Source organism: Burkholderia sp. YIM B11467, from assembly GCF_052952715.1.
In genome coordinates, this window is record NZ_JBQVSQ010000003.1 from 405,152 (window position 1) to 429,836 (window position 24,685).

Below are 24,685 nucleotides of genomic sequence, written 5' to 3' on the forward strand. Positions count from 1 at the left end.
GTCGTCACACGCGGTCACGCGTCGGCGCAGCCCGCGCCCGACAGCGGCCGGAACGTCCGGCCCTCCGTCTCGACCGCCGCGCCCAGCAGCCGCGCGAGACCCTTCGCGCCTTCGCGCATCACGACGTCGTGATTCCAGCGGAACAGCGGCCGCGCGAGCGGCTCCAGCCAGTTCATCCAGCGCACGTGCGTACGGATATGCCAGTCGTAGCGCACGACGGTGCACGCACCGTCACCGGCAAACGACCAGCATCCGTTGCCTTCGATCGCGCCGCTCGCGCGGCCTTCGAGCGCATGCGGCGGCTCGACGCGCCGCACGCGCATGTCGAAGGTCAGCCGGTACGGCAGCGCGCCCTTCCACGTATATCGGTGCAATGCGCCGACGCCGCGCGCGTCGCCCTCCTCGATCTCCACGGTGCGCACGGCGCCCTTCCACCAGTCGGGCCAGCGGTCGACCTGGTAGATCGCGTCCCAGACCGCCGCGAGCGGCGCATCCACGCGCCAGGTCGTCGAGAACCGGTATTCCGCCATGCAGCCTCCGGCGTGCCCGTCACGGGCATGAATCAGGGCGCCGGTCAGGGCGCGAAGAAGCGCTCGGGAAACGCGACGTCGATCTCGACATCGTCAAGCGTCACGGTTTCGAGCGGCACGTCGTCATCGTCCGCGAAGCTGACGACCTTCAGCGGAAAGCCGTCCTCGGTGTCCAGCCACAACCGGTAGCGATGCACACCGTCGACCACGTGCGCGGGCGCGCCCGTGACCGACACGCGCAGCGCGGTCCGGCCGCCGACGGCCTCCTCGCCTTCGGTCACCGTCGCGCCGCCTTGCTGCAGCGCATGAACGTTGCGCAGCAGTTCGCCGACGTCCGACCGGTCGACCCGGTGGCCGCTGCGGTCGCGCACGAGCGGATTGGACGGCGACAGCGTCAGCGCGGGCGGCGCGTGTGCGCCGAACGGGCGCAGCCGCACCTTGCCTTCGCCGGGATCGTACGCGAGCACCGCGCCGTGATGCGGCGACACGAAATCCATCCGGACGAAACCCGGTTTCAGGTACGCATAGCGGAATTCGGTGTGCTCGCCGCCCCGCGCCGACGAGCGGATCGTCGCGCGGTACGAGCGGACGTGGTCGAAATGCGTCTGCGCGACGGTCACGGGATCGGCTGTCATGCTCGCTCCTATCAGGCTCGCGGCCAGCAACGCGGCGATCACGGCGCCGCCTCGACGTCGAGCACGCCTTCCATCCCGCGCTCGCGATGGCTCCTGAAAAACAGCAGCCGATGCGTGCAATAGTAGGCGAACCGGCCCGCTTGTGTCGGCGTGAAGCGAAAGGTCTTCGGTGTCGTGGTCAGTTCGGTGTGCACCGCGATACCGGCCTGCGGCGCATCGATTTCGAAGCTGTGCGGCACCAGGCCGCGCTCCGCCGAAATTGTCAGCTCGACCGGCACGTGCGCCCGCACGATCACGTGGTTCGGATGGAAGAAATAGCTGCCGCCGACGATCGCCACCCGCTGCACGCCGTCGGCGTCGACCGGCACGCGCACGGGCGCGTCGCCGTCCGCTCGTGCAAGCGCGGCGCCCGTCACGAGCGCCGCCAGCACCAGCCCCTTTGCCATCGTCGTCTTCATCGGCTGCTCCCTGCCGGCGCCGCGCGCGTCATCCCTTCCACGCGTCGGTCGAGCCGCCGAGCGCGCCGCACGCTTCGATCGCGAGCTCGCGCAGGCGTCGTTCGTCGCCGCGGCCGGACAATGCGTAGCCCATGCCGCGATCCGACCAGAAATACGTGTAGCGGCCGTCGGCCGACATCGCCTGCGGCGCGAGGTGCCGCGTGTCGTACGCGGTCACGTACAGCGTCACGCGCTCGCCGTCCGCGCGCTGGTACATCAGTTGCGCGGCCGGCCCCGCTTCGCCGGGGAGCAAGCGGCCGCCCAGCAGCGCATAGCCGTATTCGTCGAGCGACGGGGCGCGCACGGGTCGCCCGACACGCGCCGACAGCCACGCGGCGAGACGTTCGGGATTGCCCGCGCCGACCTCGACCGGATGCTCGCGATCGGCTGCGTACACCGCATACGCGACATCCGCGCGCGCGGCAAACGCCGGTGCGCTGCCGAACGCCGTCCAGCCCGCGTGCAGCGCGACGCCGATCAGCAGCCCGGCCGCCAGCCCCGCGAATGCATACGCGAACCCGCGCCGGCGCGACGCGCGACGCTGCACGAACAGCGCGGACGCGGCGCTCGGCAGCGGAAACAGCGCCTGCAGCGCGTCGCGCTGCGCCCGGTAATGTGCGAATCGTTCGGCCTCCTCCGGATCGGATTGCAGGCGCTCGAGCACCTCGCGGTGCTCGTGCCCGGACAGCTCGCCGTCCAGCAACGCGGACAGCAGTTGTGCCGACGCATCGTCGTCCCGCTCGTTCGAAGGCTTGTGCGAATCGTCCATCATGTTTTCCCGATCACCCGTAACGCGGCCGTGCCGTGCGCCGACGGCTCGTCCGACAGCAGTGCGCGCATCTGCCCGCGCGCCCGCGCGAGCCGCGACATCACGGTTCCCACCGGCACGCCGAGCACCTGCGCGGCGTCGCGATAGCTCAACTCTTCGAGCGCGACCAGCAGCAGCACCTCGCGCTGCTCGACCGGCAGCCGGTACAGCGCGCGCTGCACGTCGCGCAGCACCAGCCCGCCGATCTCGCCGGCCGGCGCGGCCATCGTCTGCCACGGCGCCGTCGCGTCGTCGACCGCGATCTCGTGCCGCGCACGCAACTGGTCGATGAAGCGATGCCGCAGCAGCGTCAGCAGCCACGCGCGCAGGTTGCCGCCATCGCGCGGCGGCCGGTTCAGCGCACGCTCGAGCGTGTCCTGCACGAGATCGTCCGCCCAGGCCCGGTCGCCCGTCAGCGCACGCGCATAGCGCGTGAGATGCGGCAGCCACACCAGCAGATCCGATTCGTAGCTCATCAGGATGCCTCGCGCGTCGCCGCCCCATCACACCGTCGCGCCATCATGGACGCGCGACGTGCCACATGCCGCCGATCCCGTCGCCGCCCGTGTCGCCGGCCTTGTGATCCATCTTCCAGCGATACAGCGGGCGCCCGCGATACGCCCATTGCTTCTTGCCATCGTCGCGCGCAACGAGACTCAGCGCGCCCGATGCCTTGTCGTACGGGTCGGCGAGCGCGGGCGGCCAGTTGGCCGCGCAGGCGCTGTCGCACGCGCTCTTGCCAGGCGCGTCGCGATCGAACACGTACAACGTCATGTGCGCTTCGTCGACCAGTTTCCCGTCGCCGACCTGGGGCGGTTCCGCGGCCGCCGGCCGCACGATCGCCGCTGTCAGCGCGGCGGCGAGGAGCATCCGTTTCATTGCCGTTCTCCTTGACGTGGCCTCGCGGCACGGCGGCACCGGACGGGACGATCGGCTTCGTCGCGATCATTATCCCGCCGGGCGGCCGTGCCGGGATTCGGTATGTAAACGGACGGAGGCGGCCGGTTATTCCATGCCGTCCGGCGCGGGTCGGCAGCGGCCATTCGTGCGACGAAAGAAAGCGCGGCATCAAAAGACAACGCGGCATGACATTCCTGTCATGCCGCGTTGCGCGCCCCGTATTGCCCGGCGGCCGAGACGGCGCCGCCGGGCAATCAGGCAGGTTACTTCGGCAGTGCGCCCGTCAGCGACTGGAGCAGCGACGTCACCGGTGCAAGCGGGTTGCTCGGCGAGCTGCTGCCCGAATGCGGCGTGACCGACAGGCCCGGCGCGGAGCCGAGCGCCGTGCCCACCGTCGTGCCGACCGCATTGACGACCGTCGCCGTCGCGTTCGCGCCCGTCGTCAGCAGCGAGCCGACCGCGCCCGCCGTGCCACCGGCCGCGTTCGCGCCCGAACCGAGCAGGCTGCCGCCGGCCGCAGCCGTCGAACCGGCCGCGCCCGTCAACGCGCCGGCAGCCTGCCCGAGGGCCGCCGGACCGTTCGCGAGTGCGCCCGTCACCGAACCGAGCGCGCCGGTCAGTGCGCCGGCCGGGTTGCCGCCGCCCGTCAGGCCGTTCACGAGGTTCGTGATCGGTGCGATCGGGTTGTTGCCCGCCGCGCCCGACAACGTTCCGACGACCTGGTTCACGACGCCTTGCACCGGTGCCAGCGGGTTCGACCCGCCGAGGTTGCCGAGTGCGCCCGTCACCGAGTTCAGCGCGCCCGTCAGTGCACCGGCCGGATTGCCGCTGCCGAGCGTACCGACGACCTGGTTCACGACGCCTTGCACCGGTGCCAGCGGGTTCGTGCCGCCCAGCCCGCCGAGCGCGCCCACCACGGAGCCGACCGCGTTACCCAGTGCGTTCGTGGCCGTGCCGACCGCGTTGCTGCTGCCGAGCGTGCCGACGACCTGGTTCACGACGCCCTGCACCGGCGCCAGCGGATTCGACCCGCCGAGGTTGCCGAGTGCGCCCGTCACCGAGCCAAGGGCGCCGGTCAGCGCGCCGGCCGCGTTGCCGCCCGTCGGCAGCGCGTTCTGCAGGCCGTTGACGAGGTTCGTGATCGGCGTGATCGGGCTGCCGCCGCCGGCGCCGGACAGCGTGCCGACGACCTGGTTCACGACGCCTTGCACCGGCGCCAGCGGGTTCGCGCCGCTGAGCGCACCCGTCACCGAGTTCAGCGCGTTCGTCAGTGCGCCTGCCGGATTGCCGTCGCCGAGCGTGCCCGCGAGCTGCGTGACGACGCCTTGCACCGGCGCGAGCGGGCTCCCTGCGCCGCCGACGTTGCCGAGCGTGCCCGTGATCGTGTTGACCGCATTGCTCAGCGCGCCGGCCGGGTTGCCGCTGCCGAGCGTGCCCGTGACCTGGTCGACGACGCCTTGGATCGGCGCGATCGGGTTCGAACCGCCGCCGATGTTGCCCAGTGCGCCCGTTACCGTGCCGAGTGCGCCGGTCAGTGCGCCGGCGGGGTTGCCGCTGCCGAGGGCGCCCGTAACTTGGTTCACCACACCCTGGACCGGCGCGAGCGGGTTCGAGCCGCCACCGATGTTGCCCAATGCACCCGTTACCGTGCCGAGTGCGCCGGTCAGTGCGCCGGCGGGGTTGCCGCTGCCGAGGGCGCCCGTAACTTGGTTCACCACACCCTGGACCGGCGCGAGCGGGTTCGAGCCGCCACCGATGTTGCCCAATGCACCCGTTACCGTGCCGAGAGCGCCGGTCAGCGCGCCGGCCGGATTGCCGCCACCGAGGGCGCCCGTGACTTGGTTCACCACACCCTGGACCGGCGCGAGCGGGTTCGAGCCGCCACCGATGTTGCCCAATGCACCCGTTACCGTGCCGAGAGCGCCGGTCAGTGCGCCTGCGGGGTTGCCGCCACCGATGCCGCCCAGTGCGCCCGTTGCGGAGCCGAGTGCGCTGCTCAGTGCCCCCGTCGCCGTGTTCAGCGCGCCGGTCAGTGCACCCGCCGGGTTGCCGCCGCTCAGCGCGCCCGTGACCTGATTCACCACGCCTTGGACCGGCGCCAACGGGTTCGAGCCGCCGCCGATACCGCCCAATGCGCCCGTTGCGGTACCGAGTGCGTTGCTCAACGCGCCGGTCGCCGTATTCAATGCGCCAGTCAGTGCACCGGCCGGATTGCCGCCGCTGAGCGCGCCTGTCACCTGATTCACCACACCTTGCACCGGCGCCAGCGGGTTCGAACCGCCACCGATACCGCCCAGCGCACCGGTCACCGTGCCGAGTGCACCGGTCAACGCGCCTGCCGGGTTGCCGCTACCGAGCGCACCCGTCACCTGATTCACCACACCTTGCACCGGCGCCAGCGGATTCGAACCGCCGCCGATACCGCCCAGCGCGCCAGTCACCGTGCCGAGTGCACCAGTCAATGCGCCTGCCGGGTTGCCGCCACCAAGCGCACCCGTCACCTGATTCACCACACCTTGTACCGGCGCCAAAGGATTCGCGCCGCCGCCGATACCGCCCAGTGCGCCCGTTGCGGTACCGAGTGCGTTGCTCAGCGCGCCGGTCGCCGTGTTCAATGCACCGGTCAACGCGCCCGCCGGGTTGCCGCTACCGAGCGCGCCCGTCACCTGGTTCAGCACACCTTGTACCGGCGCGAGCGGCGTCACCGTGCCGCCGCCACCACCGAGTGCCCCCGTCACCGCCCCCACGGCGCCGGACAGCACCTGGCCGGGATCGCCGAGCGACGTCTGGATTGCGCCTGCCCCGCCCGCCGCCACGGTCACCGAGCCCAGCGGCGACGTGCCCGTCGCGACCAGCCCGACCGACACGCTGTTCGTCGGCGGATTGACGATCACTTGCGGGATCGGCAGCGAATCGAGGGCCCCCGCCATCGCGGAACCCGAAGCCAGTACCCCGAACACCGTCGCGACCGACAGCGCCACACCCGTCAATTTAAGATTTTGTCCCATCCTTATTCACCCCATCTCGGTTGGCACTACGTTGATAAAGCATGGGGACGGATTGCACGAAGCGTGCCAATTCAAAAAAGCGGATCCATTCGTCTGTCCATTTCTGCTCGATAACGCTTTTTTTATTGATTTCAGGCGAAACAGGCGGGTTGCGGACGGTTGCGGAGTCCGAATCATCTGACGAAAAAGGCTGATGGAACGCGGATGTAACGTAACGTTTGCGAGCCCCGTGGTAACGTGTTCCGGTACATTCCGCGTCACGCCGGAACGTCCGGTCGCGACGGTGCGGCACCTCGTCAGTGCCGGCTACGCATTGCGCATTTCAGCGATATGAAAATGCATTGATAAATCGCGAATTGGCTTATTTTCTTTATTCCGCGATTTCTTTCTTGACGATTACGCAGATCATTTCCGATCGCGTGGCATTCGACAATACGGACAGCCGAACGAAAAACTGTGACAGCCGCATCGCAATCGGAGCGCGCACGGCGGCGGCAACCGGGGCCGTATCGCCGCGCCGCAGGTTCAACCGAAGCGCGCGGGCCGATACGGATGGGGATCGATATAGGTCGGCGCGCCCGTCATCATTTCGGCAAGCAGGCGCCCGGTCGCGGGGCCGAGCGTCAGCCCGTGATGGCAATGGCCGAACGCGAACCAAAGATGCCGATGACGCGGCGCGGGCCCGATCACCGGACGCATGTCGGGCGTGCACGGCCGCATCCCGAGCCACGGCTCGGGATCGAGCCGCTCACCGATGCCGAACGCGTCGCGCGCCAGCGGTTCGGCACGGGCGAGTTGCACGCCGGTCGGCGGCGCGTCGCGCAGTGCGATCTCGACGCCGGTCGTGAGCCGCAGGCGGCCGCCCTCCATCGGCGCGACGACGAAACCTTCCTCGGTATCGCACACGGGCACGTTCAGCGGCGTGCGCGTCGGCCGGTAATGCATGTGATAGCCGCGCTTCGCGCGCAGCGGAATCCGGTAGCCGAGCGGCGCGAACACGTGATCTGACCAGGGCCCGAGCGCGACCACGGCCGAGCGTGCCGAGATCGGCCCGTGCTCGGTACCGACCCGCCAGCCGTCATCCACCTGCGCGAGCGTCGTCGCGTCGCCCCGCACGAACGTGCCGCCGTCGCGTTCGAACAGCCGCGCATAAGCCTTCGTCAGCCCGCCCGGGCTCGACACGGTCTTCGGATCCTGCCAGTGGAATGCGCCGCAGAACGCGTCGCTGACGCCCGGCTCGCGCTCGCGCAGCGCACGCGCGTCGAGCACCGTCATCCGCAGCCCGTGCGCGGCGGCCACGCGCTGCTGCGCACGCGCTTCCGCATCGAACAGCGCGAGCGACCGGAATGCCTCGATCCATCCGCCGTCATGCACGAGCGGCTGCGCGTCGGTGCGCGCGAGCAGCGCGTCGTGCTCGACGACGCTCGCCGCGACGAGCGGCAGCAGGTCGCGCGCGGCGGCCGCGAGCCGCTGCGGCGACGATTCGCGCCAGAAGCGCGCGAGCCATCCCGCATAGGCAGGCAGCGCGCGGTAGTCCCAATAGAGATCGACCGAGCGGTTGCGCGCATAGCGCAGCAGCGTGCCGAGCCGGCGCGGAAACGCATACGGCACGACCGACGAGCGCTCGATCAGCCCGGCGTTGCCGTGGCTCGTTTCCTCGCCCGGCGCGCGCCGGTCGACGAGCGCGACGCGCAGCCCGCGATCCTGCAGATGCAGCGCCGACGACACGCCGACGATGCCGGCCCCCAGAACGATGACGTCGAAATCCATGGTTCCCCGTACTGCGTCGAGATTGGATGCGACACGCGCCGGCACCGCGGCCGGCGCGCGGCCGTGCTTACTTCGCGACGATGTCGCGCTTGAAGTACTTCTGCGACAGCGCGCCGAGCGTACCGTCCTTCTTCAGCGCATCGAGCGCGCCGACGATCTTCGCCTGCAGCACCTTGTCGCCCTTGCGCATCCCGAAGCCCGTGCCTTCGCCGAGCGTCGCCGGATCCTTCAGCGGCTCGCCGACGATCTGGTAGTCGCGGCCGGCCGGCTTGTCGAGGAAACCGTCCTGCGCGGTCTGCGCTTCCTGCACGGCCGCATCGAGACGCCCCGCGACGAGATCGGCGTAGATCTGGTCCTGGTCCTGATACGACACGACGGCCACGCCCGCATTGGCCCAGTGCGCCTTCAGGAAATCCTCCTGCGACGAGCCCTGCAGCACGCCGACGTGCTTGCCGCGCAGGCTCGCGACGTCGGGCCGCAGCGGCGAGCCGCGTTTGGCGACCATCACGATCGGCACCACGTAGATGGCCGGCGTGAAGTCGATGCTTTGCTTGCGCTTCGCGGTGATGTTCATCGCCGAGTTGATCGCGTCGAACTTGCGCGCCTGCAGCGCCGGAATCAGGCCGTCGAACGAATTCTCGACCCACACGCATTTCATGTTCAGCTTCGCGCACACCGCGTTGCCGATGTCGACGTCGAAACCCTGCAGCTGGCCGGCCGGCGTCTTGCTCTCGAACGGCGGATAGGCGGCTTCGATCCCGAAGCGCAACGTGGTCTGTTCCGCATGGGCCGCGACGGCCGTACATGCAAGCGCCGCGGCGGCGCAAAGGGAAAGCTTCCAGTTCATGGCGGTCCTTCTGTTCTGGATTGAGGCGATGAAGATCGGTCGCACGACGCCCTCGACCGGGCGCCGAATCGGCACTCGAGGGAGGCGGCCGCCGCACGGCGACACGTCGTGTCCTGCATGCGAAATATAGACTCAAAGTCTATATTAGACTATAGGGGATACGAGGATCGTGCGCCTTCACATCGCGCCTGAATTTTTACGACCACTCGAAAACACCGTTGATTTTCCAGTGTTTTCCAGAAAACCCACGACAACACAGAGTCTCGAAAAGAAAAATTCTCCCGATTTAGTTTGTCTATATTAGACTTTTCGTCCATCACGAACACCGCCGGACGCCGTCTTTCGAGACTGTACCGTCCAGCTCCGACCGGAGATGTCCCCATGATGCAAACCGTCCCGACCCTGCCGCTGACCGTCGACGAAGCCGCGGTGCGCGCGGCCCTGCCGTCGCTCGACGTGCTCGGCACGCTGCGCCGCATGTTCGCGTCGCTCGCCGCGGCGCGCGCTGTGCAGCCGCCGCAGACCCTCACGCTGTTTCCCGAAAATGCCGGCGACTTCATCACTTATCTCGGCGCGCTCGCCGACGAACAGGTGTTCGGCGCGAAGCTATCGCCGTACGTCGTGACCGGCGGGAAACCGATCGTCACAGCGTGGACCGCACTGATGTCGATGCGCACGGGCCAGCCGCTGATGTGGTGCGACGCGGGGCTGCTGACCGTCGAGCGCACGGCCGGCACGACGGCGCTCGCGGTCGACTGTCTCGCACCGCGCGATGCGCGCCATCTCGCGATCGTCGGCGCGGGCGCGGTCGGGCTCGCGCACCTGCGGCACACGGCGGCGCTGCGCGACTGGGAGACGATCCGCGTGTATTCGCCCGCACTCGCCGGCGACGCGGCGCTGCAGGCAACGCTCGCGCAGCTCGACCCGCGCGTGCGGCCGGCTGCGAGCGTCGAGGCCTGCGTACGCGACGCGGACGTCGTGATGCTGTGCACGTCGTCGGGCACGCCCGTGCTCGGCGACGGGATGCTCACGCGCCCCGCACTCGTCACGTCGATCAGCACGAACGTCGCGCGCGCACACGAAATTCCGCCCGCGTGGCTGCCCGACATGGACGTGTACTGCGACTACCGGCACACGACGCCCGCGAGCGCCGGCGAGATGCAGATCGCGGTGGCCGATCACGGCTGGGACACCGCGCGGATCGTCGGCGACCTGCCCGCGCTCGTCGCCGGCACCTGCGCGGCGCCGTCGCGCACGCGTCACGTATTGTTCCGCTCGATCGGCCTCGGGCTCGAGGACATCGCCATCGCGCACGCGCTGTACACGCACCTGACACGCGCATGAGCGGCACGCGAGCGCGGGGCCGATACAATGGCGCAACCGCCGCGGCGGCCGCGCGCGGGCGCACGGGCATGCCGGCCACAGGCTCAGCGGCACGCCGGCCCGATGCGCCGCCCGGCTCCCGTCCACTCGAGATGGCGACACCGATGCGCAAGAAGAAATCCCCCGTCAAAGACCTGCTGCTCACCCGCTATGCGCCGATCGCCGACGGTATCGCCGCGCTGTTCTTCCCGTACGCGGAAGTCGTGATCCACGACCTGCACGACCAGACCGTGCTGTATCTCGCGAACAACCTGTCGAAGCGCGAGGTCGGCGACGATTCCGCGCTCGAGGAAATCGATCATTCCGCGCGCGAGCGCGTGATCGGCCCGTACGAGAAGCTGAACTGGGACGGCCGGCGGATGCGCTGCGTCAGCAACGTGCTGTTCGACGACGAAGGCCGCCCGGCCGGGATGATGTGCATCAACTTCAACATCGCGGTGTTCGACGAGGTGCGCGCGACGCTCGACCTGTTCATCAAGGGCGCGGGCATCGTCGCGCAGCCCGACGAACTGTTCCGCGACGACTGGCAGGAGCGCATCAACACGTTCCTGCACGGCTGGCTGCACGAGCGACAGGTCGGGCTGAACGGGCTCACGCGCGAACACCGGCGCGAGCTCGTCGAGGCGCTTTACGCGGAAGGCGCGTTCCGCGGCAAGAGCGCGGCGAACTACGTGGCGAACGTGCTCGGGATGGGCCGCGCGACGGTCTACAAGCACCTCAAGCACCTGAAGGAGACGCAAGGCGACGCGTAAGCCGCGTGCCCGGCGGGCCGCTTCGCCCCACCTCGTCGCGGCACGCGGCAACGGCCGGCATCGCCCCTCGCTATCGGGACGCGGCTTCCGTGTCTATGCTTCGTGATACGTCCGGCACGGGCCCGTTCCACACGGGCCTGGCGACGACGAAGCGTCGAAGCACAAAATGATATAGTCTCGGTTACATTTTTTTGCCGCCCGGAACCGCCCATGACGACCGCTCCCGCCCCGACTACCCGCCCGACCCTGACCGTCGAAATCTGGTCCGACCTGATCTGCCCGTGGTGCTGGATCGGCAAGCGCCGCTTCGACGAGGCGCTCGCCGCGTTCGCGCACGCCGACCGCGTCGACGTCGCGCTGCGCGCGTACCGGCTGATGCCCGGCCACCCCGTCGAGCCGGTCGAGGCAATGCTCGCGGGCAAGTACCGGATGTCGCCCCCGCAGGTCGACCAGATGCTGCGCCAGATCACCGACGCGGCCGCGAGCGTTGGGCTGCGCTACGACCTGCCCGGCACGCTCGCCGGCGACACGCTCGACGGCCACCGGCTCGTGAAACTCGCGGAAGCGACCGGCCGCGCGCATGCGCTGACCGAGCGGCTGTACCGCGCGTATTTCTGCGAGCATGGCTCGCTGTTCGATCATGCGGAGCTGACCGAATTCGCGGTCGAAGCCGGGCTCGAGCGCTCGGCCGTCGAAGCCGTGCTGCGCAGCGACGCGTACCGCGACGAAGTCGAAGCCGACATCGCACGCGCCGAGCAAATCGGCGGGCGCGGCGTGCCGCTGTTCGTGTTCGGCGGCCGCTACGCGGTGTCGGGCGCGCAGCCGGCAGACGCATTCGCACAGGCGCTCGACCAGGCATGGCGCGACGGCATCGTCGAACTCGACGGCAACGACGCGGCCGCGTGCGGCCCCGACGGCTGCGAACTGCCGGCGCGCTCGTAACATCCGTCATGTCCGGACGCGCGACTACGCGACGCTCCTGCCACAAACCGGCAGGAAGCCCGCGCCGTCGGCATCTACAATGCAGCCTTTCAGATAACTATCGGAAGGCTGCGAGCCCATGACTCACGGGATCCACGGCGAGAAGCGCTGGTACGCGCTGATCGTGCTCTGCCTCGGCGTGCTGATGATCGTGCTCGACAGCACGATCGTGAACGTGGCGCTGCCGTCGATCAGCACCGACCTCCATTTCACCGAAACGGCCCTCGTGTGGGTCGTCAACGCGTACCTGCTGACGTTCGGCGGCTGCCTGCTGCTCGGCGGCCGGCTTGGCGACCTGTACGGCCAGCGGCGCATGTTCCTCGCGGGCCTCGTCGTGTTCACGGTTGCGTCGCTCGCATGCGGCCTCGCGCAATCGCAGACGATGCTGATCGCCGCGCGCGCCGTGCAGGGGCTCGGCGGCGCGGTCGTGTCGGCTGTCTCGCTGTCGCTGATCATGAATCTCTTCACCGAGCCGGGCGAACGCGCGCGCGCGATGGGCGTCTACGGCTTCGTCTGCGCGGGCGGCGGCAGCATCGGCGTGCTGCTCGGCGGGCTGCTGACGAGTTCGCTGTCGTGGCACTGGATCTTCCTCGTCAACCTGCCGATCGGCATCGCGGTCTATGCGATGTGCGTCACGCTGCTGCCGCGCATGCGCGCGCCGGCCGCCGCCGCGCGGCTCGACGTCGCGGGCGCGATCACCGTAACCGCATCGCTGATGCTGGCGGTCTACGGGATCGTCGGCGGCAACGAAGCCGGCTGGCTGTCGACGCAAACCGTCGCGCTGCTCGGCGCGGCCATCGCACTGCTCGCGCTGTTCATCGCGATCGAGTCGCGCACCGCGCATCCGCTGATGCCGCTCACGCTGTTTGCCGCGCGCAACGTCGCACTCGCGAACGTGATCGCCGTGCTGTGGGCGGCCGCGATGTTCGCGTGGTTCTTCCTGTCCGCGCTCTACATGCAGCGCGTGCTCGGCTACGGGCCGCTGCAGGTCGGCCTCGCGTTCCTGCCGGCGAACCTGATCATGGCCGCGTTCTCGCTCGGGCTGTCCGCGCGCATCGTGATGCGCTTCGGGATCCGCGGCCCGATCGCGGCCGGCCTGCTGATCGCGGCCTGCGGCCTCGCGCTGTTCTCGCGCGCGCCGGTCGACGGCGGCTTCGTCTGGCACGTGCTGCCCGGCATGACGCTGCTCGGCATCGGCGCGGGCGTCGCGTTCAACCCGCTGCTGCTGGCCGCGATGAACGACGTCGATCCGGCCGATTCCGGGCTCGCGTCGGGAATCGTCAATACCGCGTTCATGATGGGCGGCGCGCTCGGCCTCGCCGTGCTCGCGAGCCTCGCGGCCGCCCGCACCGACACGCTCGCGGCCGCGCAGGCCGCACCGCTCGCCGCGCTGAACGGCGGCTACCACGCGGCCTTTGCATTCGGCGCGGCGTTCGCCGCCGTGGCCGCGCTGATCGGCCTCGCGCTGCGCATCCGGCGGCAAGACGCGGTCGAAGGCGTCGGCCCCGCGATGCATTGACTGGTGGCCGGCGGCACCCGTCGCCGGCATCGAACCCGCGCGCATATCATCGCGCCCTTTTTGGCATGAACCGGGCAGCACGCACACGCCCGGTTTGCGATGCCTTGCAGGCCGATCGCCGTCAGCGGCCCCTCTTCCCGTCCAAACGCCCGTTTCACACCCGCCCGGACGCCCGCCGCACGGGCCTTCCCAGCCGATTTTTAACGCAGTCGTACATCGACGCGCCACTTTTGCGACAATGGCGGACTTTGACCCACGCGCCGCCGCCGAACGCCGCATAACCGCCTGCTTCCGATGTCGCTCCCCCATATCGATCTGCTGTACTCCCTGTCCGGTCTGTTCGTCGGCATCCTCGTCGGCCTGACGGGCGTCGGCGGCGGTTCGTTGATGACGCCGATCCTCGTGCTGCTGTTCGGCGTCCACCCCGCGACGGCGGTCGGCACCGACCTGCTGTACGCGGCCGCGACCAAGGGCACCGGCACGCTGGTCCACGGCCTGAAAGGTTCGATCGACTGGCGCATCACGGGCCGGCTCGCGACGGGCAGCGTGCCGGCCGCGGCGCTCACGCTGTGGTGGCTGCACACACACGGGATGAACGCGCCGGGCACCGCGCGGATGATCCAGCTCGTGCTCGGCGTCGCGCTGCTGCTCACGTCGCTCGCGCTGATCTTCCGGCCGCAGCTCGCCGCGTTCGCCGCGCGCAACCCGCTCGCGCCGAGCCCCGCGCGCACGCTGTGGTCGACCGTGCTGACGGGCGCCGTGCTCGGCGTGCTCGTGTCGATGACGTCGGTCGGCGCCGGTGCGATCGGCGTGACCGTGCTGCTGCTGCTGTATCCGGCACTCGCGACGACCCGCATCGTCGGCTCCGACATCGCGCACGCGGTGCCGCTCACGCTCGTCGCGGGCATGGGCCACTGGCTGCTCGGCTCGGTCGACTGGTCGATGCTGCTGTCGCTGCTGATCGGCTCGCTGCCCGGCATCGTGCTCGGCAGCCTGCTGTCGGCGCGCGCGCCCGAGCGGCTGCTGCGCAACCTGCTCGCCGCGACGCTCGTCGCGGTCGGCGTGCGGCTCGTGCTTGCGTAGGCGGCCCGGCCGCCGTTTCCTGCGCGGTTAGCCCGCCCCTTCCCCGCCGGCGCACGACGCGCCGGCCCGTCACCCGCCGTAAAAAAAAAAAAGCCCGACCGGCCTGCGCCGATCGGGCTGTCGTCCATCCGGGGCGGCGCGAGCCGCCCGCGGCGCTTACTGCCCCTGCTGCTGCAGCTTCTGCTGCTTGAGCTGCTGCGTGCGCGCCTGCAGCTTCAGCACGCGCTGCAGTGCGGTGCGGTTCGCGAGGATGCCGTCGTAGAAGTTGGCGAGATCGCTCTTCAGCGCGGTCCGCGACGCGTCGTTCAGGTAGATCATGTGGCCTGACGGGTAGTTCTTGATCGTCAGGTTCTGTGCCTTGATCGTCGGATCGAGCGGCATCTGCGCGAGCGTCAGCTCCGTCTGGTGGAACGGCGTGACCGCGTCGAAATAGCCGTTCGCCGACAGCACCTTCAGGTCCGGGTTCACGCTCATCGTCGACGCCAGGTCGCCGGCCGTGTACAGCGTGTTGCCGCCACCCTTGTTCGCGCCGGTCGGGTCCGTGTGGCTGAAGTCCCAGTTGTTGAAGACCTGGTCGTTCAGGTCCACGAACGACGACGTCGACGTGTACTTGAGGTCGGTGTTGATGTAGCTGTTCCACAGAACCGTGTACGCGCCGCCGACGTTCGTGATCGACGGATCGTTGCTGCCCGAGTTCGGCAGGATGTAAGGCGCGATGCCCTTGCCCGTGAAGTTCGCGCGACCGTCGTACTGGCCGATCTGCGTGCCCGGCACGAGCGTCAGGAAGAACGTATACGGCGGGTTGTCGTTCGACGACGGCACGTTGCCGAGCGCGGCCGGGTTGCCGAACGTCTGGATCAGCGACGTCGGGTCCGTGCCGATGTACGAGCCCATCTGCTGCGCGGTCTGCAGGTTCAGGTTCAGACGCACGTTCACGAAGCCGCCGTCCTGTGGGTTCGGCTTCTGCACCAGCGGCGCGAGCGTGTTGTCCGCGTAGTTGCGGGCCTGGACCATGTACGCGTCGAGATCGGTCGGCGTCGGGTTGAGCGTCGTCTTCTTCCAGTAGAACGCGTCGGCCGCGAGCGTCGGGAAGATGCCCGGCGCGGACAGCGCGTTCGCGTAGTCGAGAATCGACGACTGCAGCGTGATCCCGTTCAGGTCGATGCCGTCCTCATGCAGCACCCACGACACGACCGCGCTGCGGGCGGTGCCGTACGACTCGCCGTACAGGAACTTCGGAGAATTCCAGCGCGAGTACTTGGTCAGGTAGCGCTGGATGAAGCGGTCGATCGAGCGCGCGTCCTGGTCGGTGCCCCAGAAGTCCTTGTTCTTCGCCGGGGCGATCGCCGCCGAATAACCGGTGCCGACCGGGTTGATGAACACCACGTCGGTGCGGTCGAGCAGGCTGTCCGGGTTGTCGAGCAGCTTGTACGGCGCGGGCGGCGTGAAGTTCGGGAACGACGACTGCAGGCGCTTCGGCCCGTACGAGCCGAGCAGCAGGTAGACCGACGACGAGCCGGGGCCGCCGTTGTAGAAGAACGTGACCGGGCGCGGCTTCGACGGGTCCGGATTGTCCTGCGTGTAGGCGACGTAGAACATCTTCGCGTTCGGCGCCGACGTGGTCGGGTCGATCGTCGTCAGGTGGCCCGTGGTGGCCGTGTACTTGATGGTCTTGCCGCCGATCGTGACCTGGCGGTGCACGACCGCGGCGCCTTCCGTCGAATCCGTGACCGCGTCGTTCGGCCCGGTGCCGTACACGTCGGTGTCGACGAACGGCTGGTCGGCCGGGGTGGCGGCCGTGGCGTTGGTGCTGGCCGACGTGCTGCCGCCTGACGTCGTCGCGGCCGCGGCGGCGGCCGAAGCGGTCGGGCTCGGCCCGTCATCTCCGCCGCACCCCGTGACGAGCAGCGCCGCGGCCGCGGCTGCGGCGAGCGGCAGGCTCAGTGTCGTTCCGAATAGCGCGAAACCGTCTTTCAAGGACTTCCGTGTCGTCATTATTGCCTCTCGAACAGAACGATAAATACCGCCGGCCGCAAAGGATCATTTGCGCCGACGCTCCGCACCGGGAATGCATTCGTTATGCGACGCACTCCGAGTTTTTTACCGGATCGGCGAATACCGACCGGCATGATTTACCCCACCCATATTTTTGCGACTGCACAATGGAATCAATTCCATTGCAAACGACAATTCAATAATCCGCAGCAATGCGAATTCATTCCACGCATTCGCATACGCACAAAATCAACGGCAAAACTATACCCGGCAAAGCCCGCCCGACAAGGGCGCTTCGCTTCCGACAGACGAACAATCCCCCTCGGCAAGATGCCGATTAATCGCGCAACGGCGACCAATCGCAGCTCGAGTCGATTTAATAAAATCGAAAGGATCGATTAACTAAACGGAAAGGAATATTCTCGTATATGGAATTTATTAAATTAAGTGAAAATACCGGCGCATATTAGGGTCCTGATTTACCGCCGTAAAGTAATAATTTGTTACAGCGCTCGCCATTCGGATAAAAGGCGGCACGGGACCGATTCCATCCGGCCAAAAGAAAAAGCCGGACGGCTGTCCGGCTTCGTGATGGCGGCGCGGCGGGCGCCGTCAGAGCGGCACGTCGATCGCGCCGGCGCCGGTCGTGATCGCGTTCGCGCCGGGCGCGGTCGAGATCGGCGGCAGGTTCGCGCTCGTCAATGCGGGCGCGGCGCCCGGCGTGCCGCCGCGCGGCACCGTGCGGATCACCTGCGACGGCGGCAGCGGCGCGCCGTTCTTCAGGTGCCGCCACATCAGGTTGAGCGCCTGCAGGTTGTAGTAGTGGACCGGCACGAAGCGCGTGTCGAAGCCCGGGACCGGCAGGAACGCGTCGAAGTGCTGGCCGTTCGTCACCTCGTAGAACACGAGCTGGCTGCGCGCGCCTTCGCTGATGCCGTTCTGCACGACGTACGCGCGCGATGCGTGGTTCACGGGCACCAGCGCGTCGCTGCGGCCCTGCACGATGATCGCCGGCTTGCCCTGCAGGTTCGCGTTCACGCGCACCGCGTCGACGTTCGCCGGCATCCCGAGCATTCCGTTCGTCCACAGCTGGCGCAGGCACAGCGCGCCCGCGAAGCTCGCGTCGGGTGTCGCGAGCCGGTGGTCGACGCCCGCCCCCGTGTTGAACACGAGGTCGATGCCGGACGTCGGCGGCACGCCGTTGCCGAGGCCGAACACGGCCGGCATCGGCGACGTGGCGGGCGGCGCGACCGCGCCCGTCGCCGGGTTCGTCGTCGCGAAGCTGAAATTGCACAGGTTGTCGGTGGCGCGCGAGCGCGTGTACGCGTTCGCATAGGTGACCGCGATCGCCGGAATCGCCTGCGAATCCCACATCGGCGCCTGCAGCAGGTCGGAGTCGGCGAGATAGCCGGCCGCATGCAGCTGCGCTAGCGCGTCGGCGGCCTGGCTCTGCGTATCGCCGCCCGACACGAGCCCGGCCGCGGCGAGCGTCGCGCAGCGCTGCGTGCGGATCGACTGCGTGGTCGCGGCCGGCAGCGCGCTCAGGTACGGCGCGCCGGCGAGCGACGCCGACGCGGCCGCGCACGGCTGCAACAGGTTCGCGAGCGTCGCGTAGTCGGCCAGCGGCCGGCCGAACGACGGCACCGGCTGGCCGCCCGTGCGCACGATCGCGTTCGGCGCCATCCGCACGTTGATCTGCGGCTCGCCGACCACGACCGCGGTGATCCAGCCGCGGCTGTCCTGCTCGGCCGCCGCGAGCGACGCGCCGCCGCCGTTGCTGACGGACGCGGCGATCGTCGTGATGTCGCCCGCGCGATAGCGCACGCCGTGATGCGAGCCGTCGATCAGCGGTCCGAACTGCTCGTTGAGCGCCCAGTACGCGAACTCGACCGACTGCAGCGTCACGCGCCCCCAGTCCTGTTCGGGATTCTGCTGCGAATGCGCGTGCTTGAACGCATAGCGGTTCGGGAAACGGTTGTTGAACGCCGCGAGATCGCCGCTCGTCACGTTCGCGGTAAACAGGCTCGCGGTGCCGGCCAGCACCGCATTGGCGAGCGTACCGTCGATCAGCGTGACCGTGTCGGAACCGAGCTCGTGCGCGCCGTTGCCGCCGCCCTTGTCGTTGTAGGCCACCGCGCAGCCGCGCTTGAGCGCCCATTCGCCGGCGGCGGAGATCGCGCCGTACACGCCGCGCGAACCCGACGACGTCGCAGTGACGATGCATGGCTGCGCGGGATCGAAGCTGGCGGGCACCTGCACGAGCAGCGTCACGTTCTTGCTGCCGCTGCCGTCGTCGGAGTACGCGAGATATTCGGTGCCGGGAATCTTGCCTTCGCCGAGGGTGTCGTTGCCGTTCAGGTCGACGTTCGGCCCCCAGAAACGGCCGTAGCCGCCGTTCGCGCTCATGTCGACGAGCGCGCGGTAGTTCGACCAGATCGCGAGACGGCGCAGCTCGGCGCTCGTCGGCCGGGATGCGTTCGCGAAGCCGGGCGCGGTCGCCGCGCCGAGGCCCGTCTTGCCGAGGCCGGCCGTCAGCAGATCGTCGCTCGCGCCGTCGTAGGCGGTCGTGCGCACGCTGCCGGACACGAAGCCGGGCAACCGGTTGCGCTCGCCCGTGTCGTTGCCGTTGCAGGCGCCGAGCATCGCGACAGCGGCCAGCGCCGCACCGAAAACCATCTGCCTGCCCCACCCGAGCCTCGTCATCGCCGCCCTCTCGATATCGTTATCGGTCCGCCGCCGCGTCGCACGCGGTTCGCGGCCTCTGAAGCGCAAACGGGCCCCGGCATGCCGGGGCCCGCCTGAAAGCAGGCGCATGCGGCGCTCGCGCGCCGCCGCCCGGCGTTACTGCTGCTGGACCGTCAGCTTGTTCGTGACCGACGTCACGCCCTTCACACCCTTGGCCGCGGCTTCAGCCTTGTCGATCTGGTCCTGGGACGGCATCGTGCCTTGCAGCGAGATCGCGCCGCCCTTCGAGCGCACGACGAGGTTCGCCACGTCGACGCCCGATTGCTTCGAAATCGCCTTGCGCACCGCGTAGCCGAGCTGGCGGTTCGCCTTCTTCGCGGTTTTCGCGGCGGCCTTCGGCGTGCTCGTCGCGGCCGCCGGCGCCTCGGTGGCCGCCGCATCGCTCGACTGCGCATACACGCTGCCCGACAGACAAGCCGCCACGGCGGCGACACCCAACGCTCTCAACACGATCGACTTCATGCTATCTCCTTGTAACTCCGGAACGGCCGTGCACAGTACGGCCGGATACCCCCAAAGACAGCCGGCCCGCGCGCGAACGGGCGGGACAGCCGGTGATTTCCACGGCGATGCGAGAGAGGCGAGACGGGCCGGCAGCCGGCGCACGCGAGAGCGGGCCGGCCGGGCCGGACAGCCGCCGGCCGGACGCGCCCGGTCTCATTGCGTGCCGGGTCGCGCGCGAATCGGGCGCGGCTGCGTCGCACAATGTAATCCAGCGCCCGCGGAAGCGCAAAGCTTTTGACGCGGCGGCCCCCGGCGCTGTCGCCGCGCAGCCGCGCCACGGCCGCCCGACTCGCGCACGCGCGGCGAAACCGGGTACCATCGCCGCGAGAATGCGCATCGTCCACGACGACCGTCATCGATGCGTCACGCCAGCGTCATTCGCCGATCCCATGAAGCCAGCCCGCCCTCGCCCGCCTCGCCGCATCCTCGCCCGCTTCGTCGCGGTGTCATGGCGCGACCTCGCGCTGTCGATCGGCCCCACCGTGCTGCTCGCGGGCGCGGCCGTCTGGCTCGCGGTCAGGCTGATCCAGCCGGCGCCGCCGTCCACCCTCGTGATCTCGGCCGGGCCGCCCGGCAGCACGTACTGGAACGCCGCGCAGAAATACAAGACCATCCTCGCGAAGAACGGCGTCACGCTCGACGTCGAATCGTCCGAAGGGTCCGCGCAGAACCTCGCGCGGCTGTCGAACCCGAACGCGGCGGTCGACGTCGGCTTCGTACAGAGCGGCATCGGCCCGAAGGAGCGCGACGAGCAGCTCGTCTCGCTCGGCAGCATCGGCTACGTGCCGCTCGCGATCATGTACCGCGGCCCGGTCGTCGCGCGCCTGTCCGACTTCAAGGGCAAGCGGCTCGCGCTCGGCGCGGAAGGCAGCGGCGCGCGCGAGCTGAGCCTCGCGCTGCTGAAGATGAACGGCATCGTGCCGGGCGGCTCCACCGAGCTGCTGCCGACCGCCGGCGAGGACGCCGCGACCGCGCTGCTCGACGGCAAGATCGACGCGGCGTTCCTGTCCGGCGACTCGACGCAGATCCCGGTCATGGCGAAACTGTTCCGCGCGCCCGGCGTGCACGTGTATTCGTTCACGCAGGCCGAAGCGTACGCGCGGCGCTTTCCGTACCTGACCGCGATCACGCTGCCGATGGGCGTCTACGATCTCGGCCAGAACCTGCCGCCCAGCGACATCCACACCGTCGCACCGACGATCGAGCTGGTCGCGCGCGACTCGCTGCACCCCGCGCTGTCCGACCTGCTGATCGAGGCCGCACGCGAAGTGCACGGCCACGCGACGATCCTGCAGCATGCGGGCGAATTCCCGTCGTCGGTCACGCGCGGCTTCCCGCTGTCCGACGATGCGGCGCGCTATTACAAGTCGGGCAAGACCTTCCTGTACCGGCGCTTGCCGTTCTGGGTCGCGAGCCTCGTCGACCGGCTGCTCGTCGTGATCGTGCCGCTGATCGTCGTGCTGATCCCCGGGCTGCGGCTCGTGCCGTCGCTGTACGGCTGGCGCGTGCGCTCGCGCATCTACCGCTGGTACGGCGCGCTGATCGCGCTCGAACGCAGCGCGCTCGGCGAACACACGGCCGAAGAGCGCGTCAAGTTGCTCGACGAACTCGACGACATCGAGGAAGCCGTGAACCGGATGAAGATGCCGCTGGCGTACGCGGGGCAGTTCTACGTGCTGCGCGAGCACATCGGCTTCGTGCGCGAGCGGCTCACCTCGCACGACCAGGACGCGCCGGCGGGGCCGCCAGGCGCCGCCGGCCAGCCGCACGCAAGCACCGTTGCCGCGCCGCCGGCCGGCGATCCCCCTCGGGCGACTCCCGGTTCCGCCTGAGCAGACGATCCGCGATCATTGCTGCAAGCGCGCACCGCCGCGTACCATGGAGGCCGCCGTACGCCCCACCCTCTGGAGATCGTCATGACAACCGGCCTCGACACCGCCCAGCCCGCCTGGTTCTTCGACTTCGTGTCGCCGTTCTCCTATCTGCTGCTCGAACAGCATGACAAGTGGCCGGACGTGCCGTTCGAACCCGTCGCGGTATCGCTCATCGACCTGCAGCGCCACTGGGGGCAACGCCCGAGCGCCGACGTGCCGGCCAAGCGCACGTTCACGTACCGTCACGCGCTGTTTCGCGCGGAACAGCTCGGCATCCGCTTCAAGATGCCGCCCGCGCACCCGTTCGATTCCGACAAGGTGCTGCGCCTCGCGATCGCGCTGCGCGCCGATATCGGGACCGTGCTGGAAATCTTCCGCTTCATCTGGCGCGACGGCAACGATCCGTCGACGCCGGAAGGCTTCGCGGCGCTGTGCGAACGCGTCGGCGTCGGCCATGGCGACGAGCTGATCGAGTTCGAGGAGACGCATGCGCAACTGGCCCGCAACAACGCGGACGCGATCGCACTCGGCGTGTTCGGCGTGCCGACCTTCTGGATGAACCAGCAGCTGTTCTGGGGCGAGGACGCGCTGCCGATGGTGCTGTACTGCGCGCGCACGCCGAACTGGCTCGAATCGCGCGAGGTCAAGCGGATCAGCACGCTGCCCAAGGGTCGTGCGTGATGGCCGGTATCACGCACGGCAACGCGCGGCTGCGGTAAGGTTACGCTTCCCCTGAATAACCGGCACCGATGGAAGACGACGACCGTACCGCCTCGCTCGACATCTGGCTCGTGCGCGTATTGCGCACGCTGCTGCTCGAGCGCAGCGTCACGCAGGCCGCGCTGCGGCTGAACCAGACCCAGCCCGCGATCAGCACCGCGCTGCGCAAGCTGCGCGAGACGCTGAACGACCCGATCCTCGTGCGCGGCAAATCCGGGATGGTGCCGACCGAATACGGCGCGTCGCTGCTCGAAGCCGCGCAGCGCGCGCTGCGTGAAGTCGACTTCATCGCGACGCCGCACGGCGACTTCGACCCGTCGTCGGCGCGGCGCACGTTTCGCGTCGCTGCACCCGACTACCTGAACGATTTCTTCATGCCGACGCTGATCGAGCGCTTTCGCGACGCGGCGCCGCATGCGCACCTGGAAATCGATTCGCTGAATCCCGCGCTCGACCACGCGGGCGCGCTCGAATCCGGCGCGCTCGATCTCGTGATCGGCAACTGGCCGAAGCCCGACCCGCAGTTCGCGCGCCAGGATTTGTTCTCCGACACGATCGTGTGCCTGATGCGCGAAGCGCATCCGCTCGCACGGGTGCCGCTCACGCGCGAAGCGTATGCGTCGGCCGCGCACGTCGCGCCCACGCCGTACACCGGCGACAAGCGCAACGCGATCGAGATCGGCCTGGCACGTGCGCGCCTCACGCGGCGCATCGTGACGACGCTGCCTTACTTCGGGATCGTGCCGCAGGTGCTGCTGCAGTCGGACCTGATCTTCACGACGACGCGCCGCTTCGCGACGCACTATGCGCAGCTGCTGCCGCTCGTCGTCGTCACGCCGCCCGTGCCGTTCCCGCGCATCAAGAGCTACCTGCTCACGCATCCGCAGCCCGACCGCCCGACCGACATCGCGTGGCTGTGCTCGCTGATGCAGAGCGTGTCCGACGAGCTGACGGTCGCCCGCAGCCGCAAGCGCTGAGATGCAGCACGGCCGCTCAGGCCGTGCAGAAGGTTTCCTGCAGATGGGTCCAGCGCACGACGCCCGCCGCGTCGCGTTCGAACACGGCGGTCGCGCGACGCGCGGGCAGCTCGCCCGATGCCGCGTGCTGCGCTTCGAGATAGGTGATCACCGCATGCGACGCGTCGGCCGCGAGCACGCGAATCTCCGACAGCGTGATGCGCAGCCCCGGCTTCGCGCCGGCGAGCTTCGCGAACAGCGCATGCGTGCCGTCGCGGTCGACCACGCGGCCGTCGGTCAGGATCATCGTGAATTCGGCGGAGAACGACGCGAGCAGCGCGTCGAGCGCCGCTGGCTCGGTATCGACGCCGGACAGCCAGCGCTCGATGGCGACGAGGCTCGTATCGAGCGCGTCGAGATAAATCGGGTGATCGGACATGGCACCTGCACGGAAAAGCGCGGCCCGGTGCCGCGCGTTGCCGTGCAGTGTATGCAAAAACGCGCGGCCGTGTGCTGGGGCCCGCTCCCGCCGGTAACGGCCTTGCGCTCGCCGCGCGGCGTTACCGCGCGCAGGACACGTCGTCGCGCGCGCGCCCCGACGCGGCCGCCTTCGCGTCGGCCACCGGCATGCCCGAACGTGCCTGCAGCAACTCCGCGCACACGGCCACCGCGATCGCGCCCGGCGCCTTGTCGACGATGCCCGCGACGCCGATCGGGCACACCATCTCCACGAGCCGCGCCGGATCGACGCCGCGTGCGGCAAGCCGGCGCTCGAACTTCACGCGCTTGGTGCGCGAGCCGATCATCCCGAAGTACGCGTAGTCGCGCCGCCGCATGATCTGCGCGGCGAGCGAGAAATCGAGCGCGTGGTTGTGCGTCATCACGAGGAAGTACGCGCCGGGCGGCGCCGCGTCGACGACGGCCTCCGGCGTGTCGGTCGGCTCCGGCTGCACGTTCGGCGGACATTCGTCCGGGAACAGCTCGTCGCGCGTGTCGACCCACTGCACGACGCACGGCAGCGCGCCGAGCAGCGTGACGAGCGCGTGACCGACGTGCCCGGCACCGAACAACACGATGTGCATCGGTGCCGGCGCGCCGGTCGCGCGGTTGCGCTGGCCGGTGCCCTGCGCGAACGTCGGGTTCGGCGCGGCGCGAAGCGAGCGTGCGGGCCCGTTCAT

Annotated in this window: 22 protein-coding genes; 8 read left to right on the plus strand and 14 right to left on the minus strand. The window is 69.2% G+C overall.

The genetic code is table 11. From position 1 onward, the window contains the following. Nucleotides 1-14: 14 nt before the first annotated feature. From ACTRWB_RS13890 to ACTRWB_RS13930, 9 genes are all read right to left on the minus strand, one after another. Nucleotides 15-530 (minus strand): SRPBCC family protein, encoded by a 516-nt coding sequence (locus ACTRWB_RS13890; RefSeq protein WP_419686394.1) that lies wholly within the window; start codon nucleotides 528-530, stop codon nucleotides 15-17. Nucleotides 531-574: 44 nt separating this feature from the next. Continuing rightward, nucleotides 575-1,207 (minus strand): LolA family protein, encoded by a 633-nt coding sequence (locus tag ACTRWB_RS13895; RefSeq protein ID WP_129513858.1) that lies wholly within the window; start codon nucleotides 1,205-1,207, stop codon nucleotides 575-577. Further along, on the minus strand, nucleotides 1,204-1,623 hold the full coding sequence (locus ACTRWB_RS13900; protein ID WP_446902229.1) for a quinol oxidase: 420 nt from the start codon (nucleotides 1,621-1,623) through the stop codon (nucleotides 1,204-1,206). Before ACTRWB_RS13900 ends, ACTRWB_RS13895 begins: the two co-directional genes overlap by 4 nt. A gap of 28 nt (nucleotides 1,624-1,651) precedes the next feature. Continuing rightward, complete coding sequence (locus ACTRWB_RS13905) at nucleotides 1,652-2,434, minus strand: anti-sigma factor family protein (protein ID WP_446902230.1); 783 nt, start codon at nucleotides 2,432-2,434, stop codon at nucleotides 1,652-1,654. Beyond that, nucleotides 2,431-2,946: a sigma-70 family RNA polymerase sigma factor gene (locus ACTRWB_RS13910; protein ID WP_048242823.1), complete on the minus strand. Its 516-nt coding sequence runs from the start codon at nucleotides 2,944-2,946 to the stop codon at nucleotides 2,431-2,433. The genes ACTRWB_RS13905 and ACTRWB_RS13910 overlap by 4 nt, the downstream gene beginning before the upstream one ends. Nucleotides 2,947-2,989: 43 nt before the next feature. After that, a complete protein-coding gene (locus ACTRWB_RS13915) occupies nucleotides 2,990-3,349 on the minus strand; it encodes a COG4315 family predicted lipoprotein (RefSeq protein WP_048242825.1) in 360 nt (119 codons plus the stop codon). A 284-nt stretch (nucleotides 3,350-3,633) separates the two neighbouring features. Continuing rightward, the gene (locus ACTRWB_RS13920) at nucleotides 3,634-6,378 is read right to left on the minus strand and encodes a beta strand repeat-containing protein (RefSeq protein ID WP_446902231.1); all 2,745 of its coding nucleotides are present in this window, start codon (nucleotides 6,376-6,378) and stop codon (nucleotides 3,634-3,636) included. Nucleotides 6,379-6,903: 525 nt separating this feature from the next. Next, nucleotides 6,904-8,148 (minus strand): NAD(P)/FAD-dependent oxidoreductase, encoded by a 1,245-nt coding sequence (locus tag ACTRWB_RS13925; protein ID WP_446902232.1) that lies wholly within the window; start codon nucleotides 8,146-8,148, stop codon nucleotides 6,904-6,906. Between the two features lie 67 nt (nucleotides 8,149-8,215). Then, entirely contained in the window at nucleotides 8,216-8,995 is a 780-nt protein-coding gene (locus ACTRWB_RS13930) for an ABC transporter substrate-binding protein (RefSeq protein WP_446902233.1), read from the minus strand. Nucleotides 8,996-9,376: 381 nt separating this feature from the next. Here ACTRWB_RS13930 and ACTRWB_RS13935 point away from each other — a divergent pair, with 381 nt between their 5' ends. From ACTRWB_RS13935 to ACTRWB_RS13955, 5 genes are all read left to right on the plus strand, one after another. Continuing rightward, nucleotides 9,377-10,339: an ornithine cyclodeaminase family protein gene (locus ACTRWB_RS13935; protein ID WP_446902234.1), complete on the plus strand. Its 963-nt coding sequence runs from the start codon at nucleotides 9,377-9,379 to the stop codon at nucleotides 10,337-10,339. Beyond that, nucleotides 10,336-11,130, plus strand: coding sequence for a helix-turn-helix transcriptional regulator (locus ACTRWB_RS13940; protein ID WP_129513850.1), 795 nt, complete (start codon nucleotides 10,336-10,338; stop codon nucleotides 11,128-11,130). The genes ACTRWB_RS13935 and ACTRWB_RS13940 overlap by 4 nt, the downstream gene beginning before the upstream one ends. Before the next feature lie 210 nt (nucleotides 11,131-11,340). Further along, entirely contained in the window at nucleotides 11,341-12,072 is a 732-nt protein-coding gene (locus tag ACTRWB_RS13945; RefSeq protein WP_193097737.1) for a DsbA family oxidoreductase, read from the plus strand. Between the two features lie 118 nt (nucleotides 12,073-12,190). Beyond that, on the plus strand, nucleotides 12,191-13,630 hold the full coding sequence (locus tag ACTRWB_RS13950; RefSeq protein WP_446902235.1) for an MFS transporter: 1,440 nt from the start codon (nucleotides 12,191-12,193) through the stop codon (nucleotides 13,628-13,630). A 294-nt stretch (nucleotides 13,631-13,924) separates the two neighbouring features. Continuing rightward, nucleotides 13,925-14,713 carry a sulfite exporter TauE/SafE family protein gene (locus tag ACTRWB_RS13955; RefSeq protein WP_446902236.1) on the plus strand — a complete coding sequence of 263 codons (789 nt, stop codon included), beginning with the start codon at nucleotides 13,925-13,927 and terminating at the stop codon, nucleotides 14,711-14,713. Between the two features lie 156 nt (nucleotides 14,714-14,869). Here the strand turns inward: ACTRWB_RS13955 and ACTRWB_RS13960 are convergent, their stop codons facing one another. The 3 genes from ACTRWB_RS13960 to ACTRWB_RS13970 form a co-directional block, all read right to left on the minus strand. Beyond that, the gene (locus ACTRWB_RS13960; RefSeq protein WP_446902237.1) at nucleotides 14,870-16,708 is read right to left on the minus strand and encodes a S10 family peptidase; all 1,839 of its coding nucleotides are present in this window, start codon (nucleotides 16,706-16,708) and stop codon (nucleotides 14,870-14,872) included. A 612-nt stretch (nucleotides 16,709-17,320) separates the two neighbouring features. Further along, nucleotides 17,321-19,411, minus strand: coding sequence for a D-(-)-3-hydroxybutyrate oligomer hydrolase (locus ACTRWB_RS13965; protein ID WP_446902238.1), 2,091 nt, complete (start codon nucleotides 19,409-19,411; stop codon nucleotides 17,321-17,323). 138 nt (nucleotides 19,412-19,549) lie between these two features. Further along, the gene (locus ACTRWB_RS13970; RefSeq protein ID WP_446902239.1) at nucleotides 19,550-19,915 is read right to left on the minus strand and encodes a BON domain-containing protein; all 366 of its coding nucleotides are present in this window, start codon (nucleotides 19,913-19,915) and stop codon (nucleotides 19,550-19,552) included. 431 nt (nucleotides 19,916-20,346) lie between these two features. Here ACTRWB_RS13970 and ACTRWB_RS13975 point away from each other — a divergent pair, with 431 nt between their 5' ends. The 3 genes from ACTRWB_RS13975 (at nucleotide 20,347) to ACTRWB_RS13985 (ending at nucleotide 23,528) form a co-directional block, all read left to right on the plus strand. Further along, nucleotides 20,347-21,789: a TAXI family TRAP transporter solute-binding subunit gene (locus tag ACTRWB_RS13975; RefSeq protein WP_446902240.1), complete on the plus strand. Its 1,443-nt coding sequence runs from the start codon at nucleotides 20,347-20,349 to the stop codon at nucleotides 21,787-21,789. 84 nt (nucleotides 21,790-21,873) lie between these two features. Beyond that, complete coding sequence (locus tag ACTRWB_RS13980) at nucleotides 21,874-22,512, plus strand: DsbA family protein (protein ID WP_412022387.1); 639 nt, start codon at nucleotides 21,874-21,876, stop codon at nucleotides 22,510-22,512. A 68-nt stretch (nucleotides 22,513-22,580) separates the two neighbouring features. Further along, nucleotides 22,581-23,528 (plus strand): LysR family transcriptional regulator, encoded by a 948-nt coding sequence (locus tag ACTRWB_RS13985; protein WP_048242847.1) that lies wholly within the window; start codon nucleotides 22,581-22,583, stop codon nucleotides 23,526-23,528. A 16-nt stretch (nucleotides 23,529-23,544) separates the two neighbouring features. On the opposite strand, the gene ACTRWB_RS13990 is transcribed toward ACTRWB_RS13985, so the two are convergent. After that, entirely contained in the window at nucleotides 23,545-23,946 is a 402-nt protein-coding gene (locus tag ACTRWB_RS13990; RefSeq protein WP_446902241.1) for a polyketide cyclase, read from the minus strand. 121 nt (nucleotides 23,947-24,067) lie between these two features. After that, entirely contained in the window at nucleotides 24,068-24,685 is a 618-nt protein-coding gene (gene xdhC, locus ACTRWB_RS13995; RefSeq protein ID WP_412022390.1) for a xanthine dehydrogenase accessory protein XdhC, read from the minus strand.